This window comes from Photobacterium sp. 53610 (genome assembly GCF_036409375.1).
Taxonomy (GTDB): Bacteria; Pseudomonadota; Gammaproteobacteria; order Enterobacterales; family Vibrionaceae; genus Photobacterium.
Window position 1 is genome coordinate 266773 of sequence record NZ_JAXOFS010000001.1, and the last position, 16999, is coordinate 283771.

At 51.4% G+C, this 16999-nt stretch carries 15 protein-coding genes; 6 read left to right on the plus strand and 9 right to left on the minus strand.

What is annotated here, in order from left to right:
- Positions 1–28: 28 nt before the first annotated feature.
- The 9 genes from SPK40_RS01295 to SPK40_RS01335 form a co-directional block, all read right to left on the minus strand.
- The gene (locus tag SPK40_RS01295) at positions 29–718 is read right to left on the minus strand and encodes an SDR family oxidoreductase (protein WP_330959170.1); all 690 of its coding nucleotides are present in this window, start codon (positions 716–718) and stop codon (positions 29–31) included.
- Positions 719–976: 258 nt separating this feature from the next.
- Positions 977–1498 (minus strand): VC2046/SO_2500 family protein, encoded by a 522-nt coding sequence (locus SPK40_RS01300; protein WP_248140862.1) that lies wholly within the window; start codon positions 1496–1498, stop codon positions 977–979.
- Between the two features lie 88 nt (positions 1499–1586).
- Positions 1587–2735 (minus strand): MalY/PatB family protein, encoded by a 1149-nt coding sequence (locus SPK40_RS01305; RefSeq protein ID WP_330959171.1) that lies wholly within the window; start codon positions 2733–2735, stop codon positions 1587–1589.
- A gap of 97 nt (positions 2736–2832) precedes the next feature.
- Complete coding sequence (locus tag SPK40_RS01310) at positions 2833–3804, minus strand: alpha-L-glutamate ligase-like protein (RefSeq protein ID WP_248140859.1); 972 nt, start codon at positions 3802–3804, stop codon at positions 2833–2835.
- Between the two features lie 3 nt (positions 3805–3807).
- Entirely contained in the window at positions 3808–5313 is a 1506-nt protein-coding gene (locus SPK40_RS01315) for an inactive transglutaminase family protein (protein WP_248140857.1), read from the minus strand.
- A gap of 103 nt (positions 5314–5416) precedes the next feature.
- Positions 5417–6172 (minus strand): ATP-dependent zinc protease family protein, encoded by a 756-nt coding sequence (locus tag SPK40_RS01320; RefSeq protein ID WP_371929406.1) that lies wholly within the window; start codon positions 6170–6172, stop codon positions 5417–5419.
- Positions 6173–6274: 102 nt separating this feature from the next.
- Positions 6275–7249, minus strand: coding sequence for a tRNA 5-methoxyuridine(34)/uridine 5-oxyacetic acid(34) synthase CmoB (cmoB, locus tag SPK40_RS01325; protein ID WP_248140854.1), 975 nt, complete (start codon positions 7247–7249; stop codon positions 6275–6277).
- A 32-nt stretch (positions 7250–7281) separates the two neighbouring features.
- Positions 7282–8010: a carboxy-S-adenosyl-L-methionine synthase CmoA gene (cmoA, locus tag SPK40_RS01330; protein WP_330959172.1), complete on the minus strand. Its 729-nt coding sequence runs from the start codon at positions 8008–8010 to the stop codon at positions 7282–7284.
- Between the two features lie 201 nt (positions 8011–8211).
- The gene (locus tag SPK40_RS01335; RefSeq protein ID WP_330959173.1) at positions 8212–9084 is read right to left on the minus strand and encodes a DUF72 domain-containing protein; all 873 of its coding nucleotides are present in this window, start codon (positions 9082–9084) and stop codon (positions 8212–8214) included.
- A gap of 299 nt (positions 9085–9383) precedes the next feature.
- On the opposite strand from SPK40_RS01335, the gene aspS reads away from it, so the two are divergent.
- The 6 genes from aspS to ruvB all read left to right on the plus strand — a co-directional run bounded on the left by aspS (position 9384) and on the right by ruvB (position 16019).
- Positions 9384–11171: an aspartate--tRNA ligase gene (gene aspS, locus SPK40_RS01340; RefSeq protein ID WP_330959174.1), complete on the plus strand. Its 1788-nt coding sequence runs from the start codon at positions 9384–9386 to the stop codon at positions 11169–11171.
- Positions 11172–11366: 195 nt separating this feature from the next.
- The gene (locus SPK40_RS01345) at positions 11367–12110 is read left to right on the plus strand and encodes a YebC/PmpR family DNA-binding transcriptional regulator (protein WP_248140847.1); all 744 of its coding nucleotides are present in this window, start codon (positions 11367–11369) and stop codon (positions 12108–12110) included.
- A 5-nt stretch (positions 12111–12115) separates the two neighbouring features.
- A complete protein-coding gene (ruvC, locus tag SPK40_RS01350; RefSeq protein WP_248140846.1) occupies positions 12116–12637 on the plus strand; it encodes a crossover junction endodeoxyribonuclease RuvC in 522 nt (173 codons plus the stop codon).
- Positions 12638–12810: 173 nt separating this feature from the next.
- The gene (locus tag SPK40_RS01355; protein WP_330959175.1) at positions 12811–14268 is read left to right on the plus strand and encodes a methyl-accepting chemotaxis protein; all 1458 of its coding nucleotides are present in this window, start codon (positions 12811–12813) and stop codon (positions 14266–14268) included.
- A 102-nt stretch (positions 14269–14370) separates the two neighbouring features.
- Positions 14371–14991 carry a Holliday junction branch migration protein RuvA gene (ruvA, locus tag SPK40_RS01360; RefSeq protein ID WP_330959176.1) on the plus strand — a complete coding sequence of 207 codons (621 nt, stop codon included), beginning with the start codon at positions 14371–14373 and terminating at the stop codon, positions 14989–14991.
- 14 nt (positions 14992–15005) lie between these two features.
- Complete coding sequence (ruvB, locus tag SPK40_RS01365) at positions 15006–16019, plus strand: Holliday junction branch migration DNA helicase RuvB (RefSeq protein WP_248140843.1); 1014 nt, start codon at positions 15006–15008, stop codon at positions 16017–16019.
- Positions 16020–16999 lie beyond the last annotated feature (980 nt).

The following is a 16999-nucleotide window of genomic DNA, read 5'->3' on the forward strand; positions in this document are numbered from 1 at the left end:
TGTGCATCTGTATGAACGACGTTTGTGTTCAGACGACTTCGGCTTCAATCATGCGGCCATTAAAATAGTCATTGGTGACGATGTACTCAGCGCTTCGGGCGATCTCATACTGCATCGGCAGACTGAGCAGCGTACTGGGCGGCAGATCCTGCTTTTCGTCGAAAATCAGCGGAAATACGCCACCGACCCGGATTTTGTATTGAGCCAGTTCTTTGGACCAGCTCTGAGTAAATCCGGCCAGCATGGCTCTGGAACTGCTGTTGAGCGGGACCGGGTTGTCCGGTCTGCAGGCGGCAAGATTGATTATCACGCCATTTTGGTTGTGCGCCCGCATATAACCGGCTGTTTGTTTTCCGAATGACAGGAAAGCAGAGGTGCCTTCCGTCATCAGCTGGCAAAATTCTTCGACAGATGTTTGGGTTAAGAGCATCGGCATATCAACGCCTAACCAGCAGTTAATCAGCACATCAATTTTTCCGTAATGCTCATGAACCGATTCGATCGCATGGGCGATCGTGGACTCTTTATTATCCGGCAGACAAAGTGCAAAGCAGTCACCGCCACGACTTTTGCATTCTTTGTAGTTGGTCTCCAACCGATCTGATTCTGTATCCACGAGGGCAATTTTTGCCCCCAGTGAAGCAAAGTGGAACGACGCTGCTTTTCCTAATGGGCAGCCTGCAGCTGTAATCAGGATCACTGAGTCTGCAATATTCATAGCGCAATCTTCCTATTATTTGGATACATAGATATTGTTATGATGCTTCAACCAAGAAGGAGCCTTTCATCAATATTTATTCGTTATTATGTAAACTAATAACACCCCGATATTGTTAAATCTTAGTTAAGCACTTATGGAAAGCGGTATTCGATTGTTCGGCTTATGACACCTGTCACGAAATTTTTCGCTTTGTGATCCATCACGAAAAACATATCTAATTGACTGAAATATAAAAGGAATAATCGGTGAGGTTGATCAGTTGAATTTGGCTACTGTGCCATACATTTCTGCGGAACGTTTCGCGCGGATGAGGTTCATGTAGAGATCCTGTGGCGAACCCTTCATTGGCTCCTGCTGAACCGGAGGGAGACGGCGGCGCTCATGCCCGGACAGGTTATGGTACAGCTCTTCCGGCATGCCTTTGGTGTCCTGAGGCGGGAAGGTAATGGCAATCGGCTGTAAGGAACTCAGCAAGCGAGTTGCAATCAGTCCACCGCGATGGAAAGCATCGGATTGCTCTGCACCCCGCGGGTAACAGTACTCGGATGTGGTGAGCGGGGCCGGGTCCTGCAGCTCAAAATAGGTCCGCAGCTGCTCTTCCGTGGTTCCGGGAGGCAGGGGTTTTTCTGTCGGGACAGTTTCCAGGTAATCCGGCGACAGCATCGCAAGCATCAACGCGAAGTCAGAACGGCGACCCTGCTCAACCGCATGGTTGAGGGAGTAACCGAGCTGTACTTCACTGATCAGCTGCGCTTTGTCTAGGGTATGGATTTGCATGGAGTCCGACAAAAAATAAAACCTGTACACTCTCTATCGGACGCTTTACAAAAATCTTTAGAGAAATTAACGCGGATTTGTTTGGATATTAACCAATCGATTCAATTGCATGGCGCATCCGGTCGATGGCGAGCGTCAGTGTATCAGTTGTGCACGCAAAGTTCATTCGGATAAAGCCCGGATGCCCAAAATCTGCACCGGGAGAAAAGCCGACACCAGCCGCTTCAAAAAAGGCATGCGGATTTTCAACAGGCAACTCAGAAGCATCTATCCAGGCCAGATACGTGGCTTCAATCGGGTGAAGTTTCAGCCCGGGCATTGCGTTGATCTCTTTCATCAGCCGGTCTCGGTGCTGGCGCAGGTAATTGAGCTGTTGCGTCAGCCAGGGCTGGCAATCCCGGTAGGCAGCTTCAGCCGCGGTGTAGGCCAGTACGTTCATGTCAGGTACAATCCCGGCCCGGACCCGGTTGAAGCGACGTCTGAGCTCAAAACTCGGAATAATGGCCATTGCGGCACCCAGTCCGGCAATGTTGAAGGTTTTGCTCGGTGCAATCAGAGTAATGGAGCGTTGCGCTGCATCTTCATCCAGGCTGGCGAAAGGAATATGGTGTGCCTCTTCATCTAAAATCAGGTCGCAGTGAACCTCATCAGAACAGACGATGAGATCATGCTTTTTCGCGAAGCGGTGCAACGTGTTCAGTTCACTGCGAGTATACACGGTTCCGCCCGGGTTGAGGGGATTACAGAACAGCATCAGCTTACTGTCGTCCGGCACTTCGGTTGCTTCAAGATCCGTCAGCCAGCGTTCATGCTGCAATTTGACCGGGGATAAAGTCAGAGGCCGTTGGGCAAATTTTGCTGCCGTGACGAATTTGGGATAAATCGGTGCTGGCGTGATGACGCCTTCATGACTGTCCGTACAGGCGCGAACGGCCAGATTGAGACCACTGACTAAACCGGGCAGATAGACAATCCATTCTGGTTTAATGTGCCAGTGATATCGCTCCGCCATCCGTTCAACTATTAGTTCGGTTAAGGAAGCCGGTGCCGAGCCATAGCCGAAAATACCGTGGTCGACATGACGATGCAGGGCGCCGGAAATCGCATCCGGTACCTTAAAATCACTGTCGGCAACCCACATAGGCAAAATATCTCTGCCTTGATATTTCTTCCACTTGATGCTGTTACTGCGGGTACGGTCAATATGCTGATCAAATAAGTGCAGGTCTTCTGACATCGGCTTTCTCTGGCAAGTTGATGATATCTTTCAGTGATTATGCGATGAATCAGTCAGATGAAGAAAGCCCCAATCTTGGATTGGGGCCTGATAGATATCAAAACAGTGGTTTTGCACCAAACTGGTCAGCGGCATAAGCGACTCGTTCGGCAGGAGAGGGGATCTTGGACGGCGTGCCCAGGCTTTCAATGTGATGCAGGCGTGGCAGTAAGCCACATCCGTTGGCTATCTGAATCGCCAGTCCGGGACGGGCGTTGAGCTCCAGGACCATAGGTCCCCGGACTTTATCCAGCACCATGTCCGTCCCCAGATAGCCCAGCCCGGTCATTTCCCAGGCACCAGATGCCAGCTCCAGCAGTTTTTGCCAGTTGGGAACACACAGTTCACTCAGCTGGCGCTCGGTATCCGGGTGATGTTCAACCGGCTGGTTAAACTGAACCGCCCGCACGGCTTTTCCGGTCGCAATATCAATGCCGACACCGACTGCGCCCTGGTGCAGGTTTGCCTTTCCGTCGGAGGCTGCGGTCGAGCAACGCATCATGGCCATCACCGGATAACCTTTAAAGACAATCACCCGAATGTCCGGCACGCCTTCAAAGCTGAAGCCATCAAAGACATCATCAAACTGAATCAGATTTTCGACCATCGCCACATCGTTTTTTCCCCCCAGCGAGAACAGGCCGGCCAGGGTATTGGTGATATGACGCTCAACATCCTGTTTGTTGATCACGGCACCGGAGGGCTTGGTATACAGGCCGTTTTCATGTTTGACAATGACCAGAATGCCTTTACCGCCAGAGCCCTGTGCGGGCTTAATGACAAACCCGGGCCAGTCTCGGACCATGTCATGAATTTCTTTGACATGAACCTGACTCCGGATCACCCCGATGAGTTCAGGGACAGTGGCGCCTGCGCGCTGGGCAAGGATCTTGGTTTTCAGTTTGTCATCGACCAGCGGGAACAAACTGCGATCATTATACCGGCCGATATAACTGTGATTTCGCTTGTTCATACCCATAATGCCGCGCTCACGCAGCCGCCATGGCATGGTGTAACGGGATAAAAACATGGTTTAATCCTCCGCCAGCGGCTTAAAGCGGCGCAGTTCGCTGAGGCGGTAGCCGGTGTAGTTACCCAGCATGAGGATCAGAGCCATCACAATGAGTTGCAGACCGATAAAGTTGAAGGTCAGGTGGCGGATCAGGTCATTGGTCATCGCGACATAGACAATAATCGCGGTCAGCAGCGAGCCGCCGCCCTGAATCAGCACTTCTTTTGCCCCTTCTTCCTCCCACAGAATGGACATCCGTTCGATGGTCCATGACAGGATGATCATCGGGAAGAAGGTAATGGTCAGCCCTTCCACCAGGCCGATCTTAAAGGCTACGACGGTGAAAATAGAGATGATCAGTATGACCGACACAATGACCGCAGAAATCCGGGCGACGAGCAGTAAGTTCAGCCGCGAGAGATAACCCCGGATGATCAGACCGGTGCCGACGATCAGCAGGAATCCCAGAACACCAGTCACCAGCTGTGTCTGCACGAAGGCGACAGCAATCAGTACCGGCATGAAGGTTCCCGATGTTTTCAGACCGACAATAATACGCAAGAACACCACGATCAGAGCGCCAATTGGCACCAGCATGATGGTTTTGAACATTGCCTGCTCTTCAATCGGCAGACTGTGAATGGAGAAGTTCAGCAGGTCTTCCGCCTGTATTTTTTCCCGGGTGGCCTGCTGAGGCGTAATATCCTGAGAAATAATTGAAAAACTGATATTGGAATTGCGTCCGCCAATCACATCCAGCAGGGAGTGGCCTTGCTGGTTCCAGACCAGCACATCATTGGGTTTGCCTTCCTGGCCGGTGTGTGGGTCAAACAGGTGCCATTTTTCGCCACCCCAGACTTCAACCATCGGTGTGATGCTCTGACGTCTGCGGCCATCTTCAAGCTGTAAGCCGCCCACCAGACGGGCATGAATGCCTTCCATGGAAAGCAAAAAAACAACCACGTTTTCTTTCTTGAAAGAATTCAGCAGCAGTGAGGCGTTCTGGTTATTTCTGTCATTCAGCTGTTTGAGGATTTCACGGGTCAGGGTCAGGTTATCTGCCGACAATGCCTTGGCCTGAGTCAGAATGGCCGTTGCAGCGGTTTCCTGAGGGCTGTCCAGACTGGGGGATTCCGGTGCGCCTTTGGGTTTGTCGGAAGAGAAGGTGGCCAGAGGGTCGACCAGCATTTGGGTTTTATAATAAAGCACTTGCCGGCCTGAAGCCTGGCGAATGGACCATTCGGCGCGGCGGCCCTGATCGGTATCAATTAAAGCGACACCATAGCCGGGAGAAGAGGTGCTTTCATCAATCTGGGTGAAGCCTTTCTGGGTTTCCGGGGCAGCCATGGAAACTTTGACGGCCTTACCAATGGCGTCAAATTCAATGCGCGCCTCCAGCTCCCACAGGGCTCGTTTTTCACCTGGAGTCCATGGCACACCATAGACATCATGACGGTAAAGGCTCAGTGCGGCGCCGGCAATGACGAGCAAGGTAATGAGAAAATAAAACGGAACTCTTGACGACATGACAACCTCTGAATATGAATATTTTTCCCTTTGTTGGTTGAATCAGCAAAGTGATGAATATGAAAATGGGGCAGTAACCAGGTTATGCCCCAACGGAATGCGATTATCGTCCCTGTACAAATTGTTTACCGACGTCAACTAATGCCACGTCTTTAAAGAACTCCCGGCCCAGTAATACCGGATAGGTCATCTGTGTTCTGTCTGCCAGAGTAAATTGAGCTTTCTCATGCAATTTACCCAGCTTCAGCCACATTTCTACCACCGGGCGGCGCTCTGAATCATCGGCAGAGGACTGTCGGATTTTGACCCAGCGAATGACTGGCGCTTCGACAATCTGGTCGGCAGGCTGATTCTCTTCACCGCTATGACTGAGGTTGAAGCGGGCCCATTGTTTGCCGTCACGCTCAAACACCTGGATATCCAGGGCATTGATTGAAGAGGTGGTCGCGCCAGTGTCTACCCTTGCTTTAAAAAAGGATTGTACTGAATCCAGCCAGACCCATTCCTCTTCACCCAGAATGACTTTTCCATGGGCAGTTTTTGGATCGATGTCGATAGAATTTTGTGGTACTGGCACTATTTTTTTCTCAACAATCACTTCAGGTTTAGGGGGTGGCACAGAAGTTACTTTATTCAGTTCTTCTGACATTGATGATAGCTCTTTTTCTAACTTAGCAATGTTTTCATTTTGTTCATTAATTTGTTGTGACATGCGGTTCAGACGGAAATGTACATTGGTTTCCATCATCTCAATCGCTGTCAGTGTATTGGTGTCCCGTCGATTAACCTGTTCTGTCTTGAGCATTGAGCAGCCGGAAAGAAAGGTCAATGCAATCAAAGTCGCGCCACGGCCAAGCATTCGCACTCCCGCAAAAATTGTATAGTCTTTTATAAGTTTTTCTTTAGGGGGCCGTAGTTTAGCGCACAAAAAAGGATGCGGGTAGCACCCTTTTGTTAACCTTCAGTCAGGATTTGTTGCAACAAGGACCGCACGGCGGGGGGCTGGATAGCCCTCGATCGTTTTTGAGGAATCTTGCGGGTCTAAATATTCAGGGAGTGAATTATTTGTCATCCAGTCCGTCGAGCGCTGCTCATCTGTGGTGGTGATATTTTCATCCACAATTTTGACGTCAACAAAGCCGGTTTTTTCCAGCCAGACCTTCAGAGCTTTTGCAGACGGGAAAAAGTAGACGTTATGCATTTGTGCATACCGGTGTGCAGGAACCAGCACGGCATTTTCGTCCCCTTCAATCACCAGCGTTTCCAGAACCAGCTCACCGCCCTGACGCAGCTGGTTTTTCAGCTGAAGCAGATGATCCAGCGGAGAGCGGCGGTGATACAACACGCCCATGGAGAAAACGGTATCAAAGGCTTTCAGCTCAGGCAGTTGTTCAATCCCTAAAGGAAGCAGGTAGGCTCGTTCATCCTGTCCCATCAGGCGCTTCATCGCCTCAAACTGGATCAGGAACAGATTGGACGGGTCGATCCCGACAGTCAGGGCTGCACCTTCGCCCAGCATACGCCACATGTGATAGCCGTTGCCGCAGCCGACATCCAGCACTTTCCGGTGTTTCAGCGGGGAGATGTGGGGCAGGACACGATCCCATTTCCAGTCGGAACGCCATTCGGTATCAATGTGGATGCCGTGGATATGGTACGGACCTTTCCGCCATGGATGAAGGAGGCGCAGCAGGCTTTCCAGGCGTTTTTTCTCACCATCGGCAACCGGAATTTCGTTGTCCACACTGACCCGGGTTTTCAGGTCGATTAAATCCGGCTTATCGGTCGGAAATTTTTTCAGTGCCCGTATCCAGCGACCCATGTCACCGTGCTGGGCAGCTTCCCAGTCCGACAGTTGCTGCGGTAAAACATTCAGCCAGGGACGCAGTTGCTCGTCGTTGGCCAGTAAACGGTAAAATTCAGAAAAGCTAAACATGGGGCGAAACAGGACCTTCAGATGAATTGACGTTACTTAATGGCAAACATAGAGCCAAAGTTGAAGCACTGGAACCAGACTTCCACACTGCTGAAGCCGATGTCAGTCAGACGGGCCCGGTGTGTCGGAATGCTGTCAGGACGCATCACATTTTCAATGGCGCTGCGTTTCTGGCTGATTTCCAGTTCGCTGTACCCATTGGCACGTTTAAAATCGTGATGCAGGTCGATCAGCAGTTCATGAGCCTGACTGTTTTCAAAAACATACTTTTCCGACAGAATCAGAATCCCGCCCGGACGCAGACCGGCATAGATTTTTTCCAGAAGCTGCCGGCGGTCTTCCGGAACCAGAAACTGCAGCGTGAAGTTCAGCACCACAACGGATGCATTGTGAATATCCACATCCCGGATATCAGCTTCAATGATTTCAACCGGGGTTTCGGAACGATAGGCGTTCACATGCAGACGGCACCGCTCAACCATGGCAGGCGAGTTGTCGACGCCAATGATTTTGCAGCCGGACTGGCTGAGATGACGGCGCATCGACAGGGTTGCAGCGCCCAGTGAGCACCCCAGGTCATACACGTTGGAATCCGGTGTGGCAAAACGCTCAGCCAGCATGCCAATGGCAGAGATGATATTGCTGTAGCCCGGCACGGAGCGCTGGATCATATCCGGGAATACTTCGGCGACTCGCTCGTCAAAGGTAAAATCACCCAGCTTGTCAATCGGGGCGGCGAACAGATTGTCGTGGCCTGCCATTGTCCTTACCTCACATTCATTACCAGAACATCGGGGATTCCATACTCCCGTAGAACGTCGGACGGGGTAGCCAGTCGGCGTTCTTTGCTGTGCAGAGGGTCCCTCTCCAGCTGAAAAGGCGCGTATTGTAGATAAAATCATGCCTTTTGTCTTGCGATTTGGTTCGATGGCGGTCGGTGCCCAGGTCGGAACGAGCGGTGTTCACAGCAGTGTTCCCTGATCGCCGCCTTCGGGCAGCTTGAGCTCAGGCAGCATCGTGTTGAGGGGCATCTGCTGCCGAAGTTGCCGGTACAACCGGACCGCCAGTTCAGGGGCAAAGTCATTGTCCGGCGTATGAATAAAGAGATAGGGCTGTTTGCCTTCATTCAGCCATAGCGCCAGTCGCTGCAGCCAGTTGGCAAAAAAGGCATCATTCTCGGCCAGTTCGGGGTGGCCGATGAAGCGCACGACCGGGTGATGTCCGGTAGCGATGGCATGAACCGGGACTTTTGGCTTTTTCTGATGCGCATCGATAACGGCTTCAGTGGTTGGCGGGGCGGAAAAGACCGGCCGGGTATCCATTATGATGCGGTTTGCCTGGTGTTCTATCAGCAGGCGGTTCAGGGCTTTTTCATCTTCACCTTTGGCAAAGAATGCCAGATGGCGGACTTCGACCCCAACCGGCATATCCTGGGGAAGCTGTTTAAGAAATGCGGAAAGTGCAGGCAGTTCAGCCGGTCCGAAGCTGGCGGGCAGCTGAATTTTCCAGATCCCGGTTTTTTCAGCCACTGGTGCCATCACCTGGAAAAATTCGCTCAGCTGGCTCTGACAGTGCATCAGCTTATATTGATGAGTGATGGTTTTGGGCAGCTTGAAGGTGAAACGGAAGTCTTCAGGAGTCGCCTGATGCCAGTTCACAACAGTGGCTGGTTTCGGCGTGGCGTAGAAGGTGGTATTGCCTTCTACGGTCGAAAAGGTTTCTGCATACCGGCTCAGCCGTTCGGTTGAAGGGCAGCCGCGACCATATAAGCTGCGCTGCCAGGGAGCGTGAGACCACATGGCCATACCGATTCTGAGCGGAGAGGAAAAATCCATTGAGAAACCTTGCTGAACATTTTTAGGGGGAATCAAACCGTATTCTGGCTGCATTGTGGAGAAGATCCCGCCATGCGGTCAACCATATGGCTGTGAATTGGGCTATTTTGCTTGATTTCAGCCTGAGGTTTTCCCTACAGTGGGATTTTTCATTTATAATGCCTCGTTATTTTGTTCCGGGCGTTAAATCCTCCGATTGTGGTGAGGAAATCACGGCCGGAATTGGCACAGTTGGTGTCTGTCATTCTCATTTGCAGACGGACACACAGGATTGTAAGTAAACAGATCGGGAAATTCTTATGCGCACCCAATATTGTGGTCACCTGAACAAGTCCCATGCGGGACAAACCGTGGAGCTTTGCGGCTGGGTTAACCGCCGTCGTGATTTAGGCGGTCTTATTTTTATTGATATGCGAGATCGCGAAGGCATTGTTCAGGTAGTGGTTGACCCGGATATGAAAGATATCTTTGAGGTTGCGAACCATCTGCGTCATGAATTCTGTATCCGTCTGACCGGTGAAGTCCGCCTGCGTCCGGACAGTCAGATCAACAAAGATATGGCCACCGGTGAAGTGGAAGTGATTGCCAAAGGTCTGGAAATCATCAACCGTTCTGACGTCCTGCCGCTGGACTTCAACCAGAAGAACACAGAAGAGCAGCGCCTGAAGTACCGTTACCTGGACCTGCGTCGTCCGGAAATGAGTGACCGCATCAAGCTGCGTGCGAAAGCCTCAAGCTTTGTGCGTCGTTTCCTGGATGAGAATGCTTTTCTGGATATCGAAACGCCGGTTCTGACAAAAGCAACACCAGAAGGTGCCCGTGACTACCTGGTGCCGAGCCGTGTTCATAAAGGCAGCTTCTATGCACTGCCTCAGTCGCCACAGCTGTTCAAACAGCTGCTGATGATGTCTGGTTTCGACCGTTACTACCAGATCGTGAAATGTTTCCGTGATGAAGACCTGCGTGCTGACCGTCAGCCGGAATTTACTCAGATCGATATCGAAACGTCTTTCATGAGTGCGGAAGAAGTGCGCGCCGTCACTGAAAAAATGATCAAAGACATGTGGCAGGAACTGCTGAATGTTGATCTGGGCGCGTTCCCGATCATGAAGTATGAAGAAGCCATGCGCCGTTACGGTTCTGATAAACCTGACCTGCGTAACCCAATGGAACTGGTCGATGTAGCGGATCTGCTGAAAGATGTGGATTTCAAAGTGTTCTCCGGTCCGGCAAATGATGAAAAAGGCCGTGTTGCAGCACTGCGTGTCCCTGGCGGTGCAGCGCTGACGCGTAAGCAAATCGACGAATACACTGCGTTCGTGGCTATCTACGGCGCGAAAGGTCTGGCATGGCTGAAAGTGAACGATCTGAGCGCGGGCATGGAAGGCATTCAGTCTCCGGTTGCGAAATTCCTGACAGAAGAGATCATCAACGCCATCATCGAACGTACCGGTGCACAATCTGGCGATATCATTCTGTTCGGTGCAGATAAAGCGAACGTAGTGGCCGAAGCCATTGGTGCGCTGCGCCTGAAACTGGGTAAAGATCTGGGTATCACGAATGAGTCTGCATGGGCGCCGCTGTGGGTGGTTGACTTCCCGATGTTTGAAGAAGATGACGAGGGGAACCTGCATGCGATGCACCACCCGTTCACTTCACCACTGGGTGTGACGGCTGAAGAGCTGGCTGCAAATCCGGCAGCGGCAAACTCGAATGCCTACGATATGGTGATTAACGGTTATGAAGTGGGCGGCGGTTCAGTCCGTATCCACAATGCAGATATGCAGGCGGCTGTGTTCAACATTCTGGGTATTGATGCAGCAGAACAGCAACTGAAATTCGGCTTCCTGCTGGATGCACTGAAATTCGGTACGCCGCCGCATGCGGGTCTGGCGTTCGGTCTGGACCGTCTGGTGATGCTGCTGTGCGGTACAGAAAACATCCGTGACGTGATTGCTTTCCCGAAAACCACGGCGGCAGCGTGTCTGATGACCGACGCACCAAGCCTGGCGAATCCGGCGGCGCTGGAAGAACTGGCCATTGCAGTGAAAGTTGCGGCGAAAGACGCAGAAAAAGCAGAAGCCTGATCGGCTTATTCCGGGCTGGCTGTTCTGCCAGCCCGATCACTCTTCAAGACATTGTATTTTAAACTTCATACCATCACATGAACGATTTCACACCGTGTTCTGAACAGTGATCAACGCCTCCCGGTGACATGATTCCGGGAAACAACCTCAAAGTACATTCGTTCCCTTCGGGGAGCAGACAATCGGAGAATTGTTATGGCAGGTCATAGTAAATGGGCCAACATCAAACACCGTAAAGCAGCGCAAGACGCGAAACGCGGTAAAATCTTCACAAAATTAATCCGGGAAATTGTGGTCGCTGCCAAAGAAGGCGGACCGGAAGCCGAAAGTAACCCGCGCCTGCGTGCTGCAGTCGATAAAGCACTCTCAAATAATATGACCCGCGACACCATTAATCGTGCCATCAGTCGTGGTGCGGGTGGCGAGGGTGACGATAACGTTGAAACCGTGATTTATGAAGGTTACGGCCCGGGCGGTACTGCTGTCATGGTGGAGTGTATGACGGACAACCGTAACCGGACTGTTTCCGGGGTTCGCCATGCATTCAGTAAAGCTGGTGGCAATCTGGGTACGGATGGAAGCGTCAGCTATCTCTTTGATAAAAAAGGTGTGATTTCATACGCGCCGGGGCTGGATGAAGATGCAGTCATGGAAGCAGCACTGGAAGGTGGTGCGGATGACGTGGAAAGCAACGATGATGGCTCCATTGATGTTTACACCACACCGGCAGATTTTGGTGCCGTGAAAGACGCACTCGACAGTGCCGGTTTTGAAGCGCAGAACGCTGAAGTGACGCTGGTCCCGTCGACCAAAGCCGATCTGGATGCGGAAACCGCACCAAAACTCCTGCGTCTGATTGATGTGCTTGAAGATCTGGACGATGTGCAGGAGGTATACCATAACGGTGATATCTCCGATGAGGTGGCAGCGCAGCTGTAAGTCAGATGGCTATTATTTTAGGGATTGACCCCGGCTCCAGAATTACCGGTTATGGTGTGATTCGTCAGGTGGGCAGACAACTGGAATATCTGGGCAGCGGTTGCATTCGTACCAGCTGTGAGGATATTCCGGGGCGCTTGCATCAGATTTATGCCGGAGTCACCGAAGTGATCACTCAGTTCCGTCCGGATGCCTTTGCGATTGAAGAAGTCTTCATGGGCAAGAACGCCAGTTCAGCGCTGAAGCTGGGGCAGGCGCGGGGCAGTGCGATTGTGGCAGCAGTGAACGCGCATTTGCCGGTAAACGAATATGCGGCGCGCCTGATCAAACAGGCGGTCGTCGGCAAGGGCAGTGCAGATAAAGTCCAGGTGCAGCACATGGTCTGCCATATGCTGAAACTGCCCGGAAAACCCCAGGCGGACGCAGCGGATGCACTGGCTGTGGCAATTTGTCATGCGCATACCTACAAAACGCTGGCCGCTATGGCTGGGCAAGCAACCGGATCCCGTCGGGGCCGGTACAGATAGTACCGGACGTTTATCCAAATCCGGCGGATATCCTTTCAGGGTATTCGTTGTGTAGAACAGATCAAAAAAAGCAGCTTAGTGCTGCTTTTTTCTTTGTTACTTCCTTGTTAACTGGAATATAGTGGTCAGAGCTCTGTTGAAGCTCTAATAAAAACAAAGACAAGGATAACCTCATGTCCCCAGTCGCATTCTGGCGCGGTCTGTTCCTTCCCTCATCGGAAGAGTGGCAAGGCGAACAGGCCCGCTTGGTTGATACCCTGCTATTTTTCACCCTCATCTCTTTTTTTGTTGGTCTCTACAGCTGGATAAAATGGGCCAGTCATTCGCACACCAGTCTGGTGATGACTTCGGTGACGCTCATTGGCTGTGAAATTTGTGCCGGCCTGATTGTCCGGTGGCTGAAACAGATTGAGCTGGCAATTAATGTCGGCTTTCTTGGCATGGTGATTCACGCCGTCAATATTGTGTATCAGAGCGGTGGTCTTGTGGTATCGACCCAGGCGTTCTGGATGCCATTACTGATCGTTGCCTTTTTCCTGGCCGCAAGGCCGGTGACGGCGATGGTCTGGAGTGCCGTGGTTGTGCTGATTTCGGCCTGGATGGTCAAAGAACATCTGGCGGGGCATGATTTTCCGCATCTTGTGCTGACACCAGCCGCGGAGCAACTGGAGACCTGGTCCGGGCTGCTGTTGCCGCTGGTCGTGATCGGGATTGCGCAGTCTTTTACCGTGCGGCAGCGTGAAGCGGCACTGACGAAGTCCTTTGAGGCTGAACGGGCCAGTTATTCACTGGCTGAGCAGGCAAAACACGGTGAACAGGCGCTGGCGGATATCATGACCCGAGCCAGTGATAATGCCGGTCAGCTGGCTCAGGTGTCGGAAGAGCTGGAAGCGCAGTCGGATGTCCTTCACGGTCAGGTGAAAGACCTCAATCAGAATTGTCTGTCTCAGGCCAGTGCTGCCGAGCAGATGAGTCAGCAACTTGAACAAATGACCGAGAGTCTGGATGAGTCGGATCGATTCGTGATTGAGCTCAGGCAGAAAAGTAAAACGATTGAACAGCAGGCACAAAACAGTTCTGCGTCGCTGGAGGCGTCAACAGATGCCATTGCACGAATTCAGAGCAGTAATAATGAAGTGATGACGGCTGCGGATCTGATTACCGCGGTTGCGGAGCAAACCAACCTGCTGGCGCTGAATGCTGCAATTGAAGCGGCGCGTGCCGGAGAATTTGGCCGTGGTTTTGCTGTGGTGGCGGATGAAGTCCGCAAACTTTCGGCAAAGAGTAATGCGTCAGCGACGGAAATCAGAGGATTACTTGAAAAAAGCAAAACGGAAGTTGAGCTGGGGCAGAAAGTCATTCATGCCACTGCAACTGAACTGGGCCGGATTATCACGGAGATCACCGGGCTGTCTGATGATGTCAATCAGTTGGCAGAGACGCTGGGTGGTCAGGTTCAGTCGTTAAAAGAGCTTAACCAAACGAGCACCGATGTGGCGCAAAGTGTGGTTCAGACCAATCAGGTGTCTGATCAGGTTGCATTGCAGGGCGCAGAGCTGACCCGCCGGGTTGAAACCCTGAAAGGACTGGCCGACAGTCTGAATGCACTGGTCTCCCGCCAGACAGTTTGAGGTGCGCCACTAATCTCATTGCTGCACCGATAAAGGGCTGGATATCCATCCAGCACTTGATTATCCTAGGGCCAATTTTGTTTGCGAGATAGAGGCAAGGCAGTGATTGGCCGATTACGTGGAATCATCATAGAAAAACAGCCACCGGAAGTGGTGATTGAAGCCGGTGGTCTCGGATACGAAGTCCAGATGCCGATGAGCTGCTTTTACGAGTTGCCGGAGCCGGGAAAGGAAGTGACGATCGCCACACATTTTGTGGTGCGTGAAGATGCCCAGCTGCTGTACGGCTTTAATAAGAAAAGCGAACGCGATCTGTTTCGGGAAGTGATTAAGGCCAATGGTGTCGGTCCGAAACTGGGACTGGCAATTCTGTCTGCCATGACAGCCAGTCAGTTTGTACTGTGTGTTGAAAATGAAGATGTGACGACGCTGGTCAAAATTCCGGGTGTGGGTAAGAAAACAGCCGAGCGCCTGCTGGTTGAGATGAAAGATCGTCTTAAAGGCTGGGGTGAGGGTGATTTGTTGACACCTGCACTGGATACGGCTGCCAGCCAGGCTCAGCCAATGGTATCGGCGCAGAACCGTGCCGAGGATGAAGCGGTGAGTGCACTGGTTGCATTGGGCTATAAACCACAGATGGCCTCGAAAGTTGTAGCTCAGGTTGCACAGGAAGGCATGCAGAGTGAAACGATAATCCGTGAAGCTTTGCGTTCCATGGTGTAATTGAGTGAGGCGTTATGATAGAAGCTGACCGTCTGGTTTCCGGTAATTACCCCCTGAATAAAGAAGAGGAGGTGATTGACCGCGCCATCCGTCCGAAGCTGCTTCAGGATTATCAAGGACAGGATCATGTTCGCAGCCAGATGGAGATTTTTATTCAGGCGGCGAAACTGCGTTCTGAGGCGCTGGACCACCTGTTGATCTTTGGTCCGCCCGGGCTGGGTAAAACGACGCTGGCAAACATTGTCGCGAATGAAATGGGCGTGAGTATCCGGACGACTTCCGGCCCTGTGCTTGAAAAAGCAGGGGATCTGGCTGCTTTGCTGACCAACCTTGAAGAAAATGACGTGCTGTTTATCGATGAGATCCACCGCCTCAGCCCTCAGGTTGAAGAAGTACTGTATCCGGCGATGGAAGATTATCAGCTCGATATCATGATTGGTGAAGGACCGGCTGCACGTTCCATTAAGATTGATCTGCCGCCTTTTACGCTGGTCGGTGCGACCACAAGAGCGGGTTCTCTGACGTCACCGCTGCGGGATCGTTTCGGAATCACCCAGCGTCTGGAATACTACAAAGTTGCTGATTTGCAGGACATTGTTCAGCGCAGTGCGAATTGTCTCGGCCTGTCGATGGTGACTGAAGGTGCGCTTGAGATAGCACGGCGCTCCCGGGGCACACCGCGGATTGCCAACCGGCTTCTGCGCCGGGTTCGGGACTATGCCGAGGTGAAAGGGAACGGTCATATCAGTGCGGACATCGCGAGTCAGGCGCTGGATATGCTGGATGTCGACAGCAGCGGCTTTGATTACATGGACCGAAAGTTGCTCATGGCTATTATTGATAAGTTCATGGGGGGCCCGGTGGGTCTCGATAACCTGGCTGCCGCGATTGGTGAAGAGCGGGATACTATTGAAGATGTGCTGGAGCCTTATCTGATTCAGCAGGGGTATCTGCAACGCACTCCGAGAGGGAGAATTGCGACGCAGCGCGCTTACCTTCACTTCGGGCTGGATTTGCCTGAGAGCTGAAAATCCGGGATCATCAAATGTTAAAAACGGAGCCGCAAGGCTCCGTTTTTGTTTGTTTTTTATCCGGGCATTGTTGGGTTTAAGCGCAAAATCCGGTGAGGATTTTTAACATTTGCGTGAAGGGGAGCGGCTGACTGGCACATGCGAGTCTGGACTGAGGCTGGATGCGGGGTCGTTGCATGTCAAAATTTGCGGCTTATGACGGATAAATCGGATCACCAGCAGAAGCATGTTTGACCCAGCGCATTGTTTAAAATGCGAGCAAGGTCTACGTGATTACACATGAAAATGTTAATAACAAAGTGCCCTGAAATGCTTTCAGGGCATCAATACTGGCTGCATCTGCTGGTGTTACATTCGGTGGATGGTTGGTGGTGAAGTGTATTAATCATTAAAAAAACTAATCTGATAATTTTGTGCTGTGGATTTTAAATACGTTGTATTAGCACTTGTTTTGATAAAGAGGGAGCAATAGTTATGCAATCATCCCATGGCTGTTTTACTGAGAAATTTTACGTGAATTTCTCTGGTTTTTGGCGCTGGCTTGATGTGAATAATTTTGCGGAAAATCGTGTTTTATTGCTGAAAAGTCACATTTTTTTAAAGTGTTATCTACACCACTATGCAATGATGAAAAGTTTGATCTATCGCAAGGTAAAGCTGATTTTATGCCATTTAAATCGTCTGTTGTTTTGCGGGTTCATGCGTTTTTTTACAAATATCTTTGAACCTCAACAATGAAGTCAGTAGTATGAGTTACAGCTTGGGGAGTTATGGTTTTACATTAAAATCAATAATTCGAAACAAGCCTGCAACATCTGTGAAATCCCCTGAAGGGCTGCCGGATGAGGGTTCAGGATCACGCAGGTATTTAGGCTGGAAATTTTTGCGAAGCCTTACGATGAGTATTGCGCGGTATAATTAATAGTTTGGGAATGCTGTCATTTTCAGCAGGTGAAAACGGCCAGCACGAGAGCTAT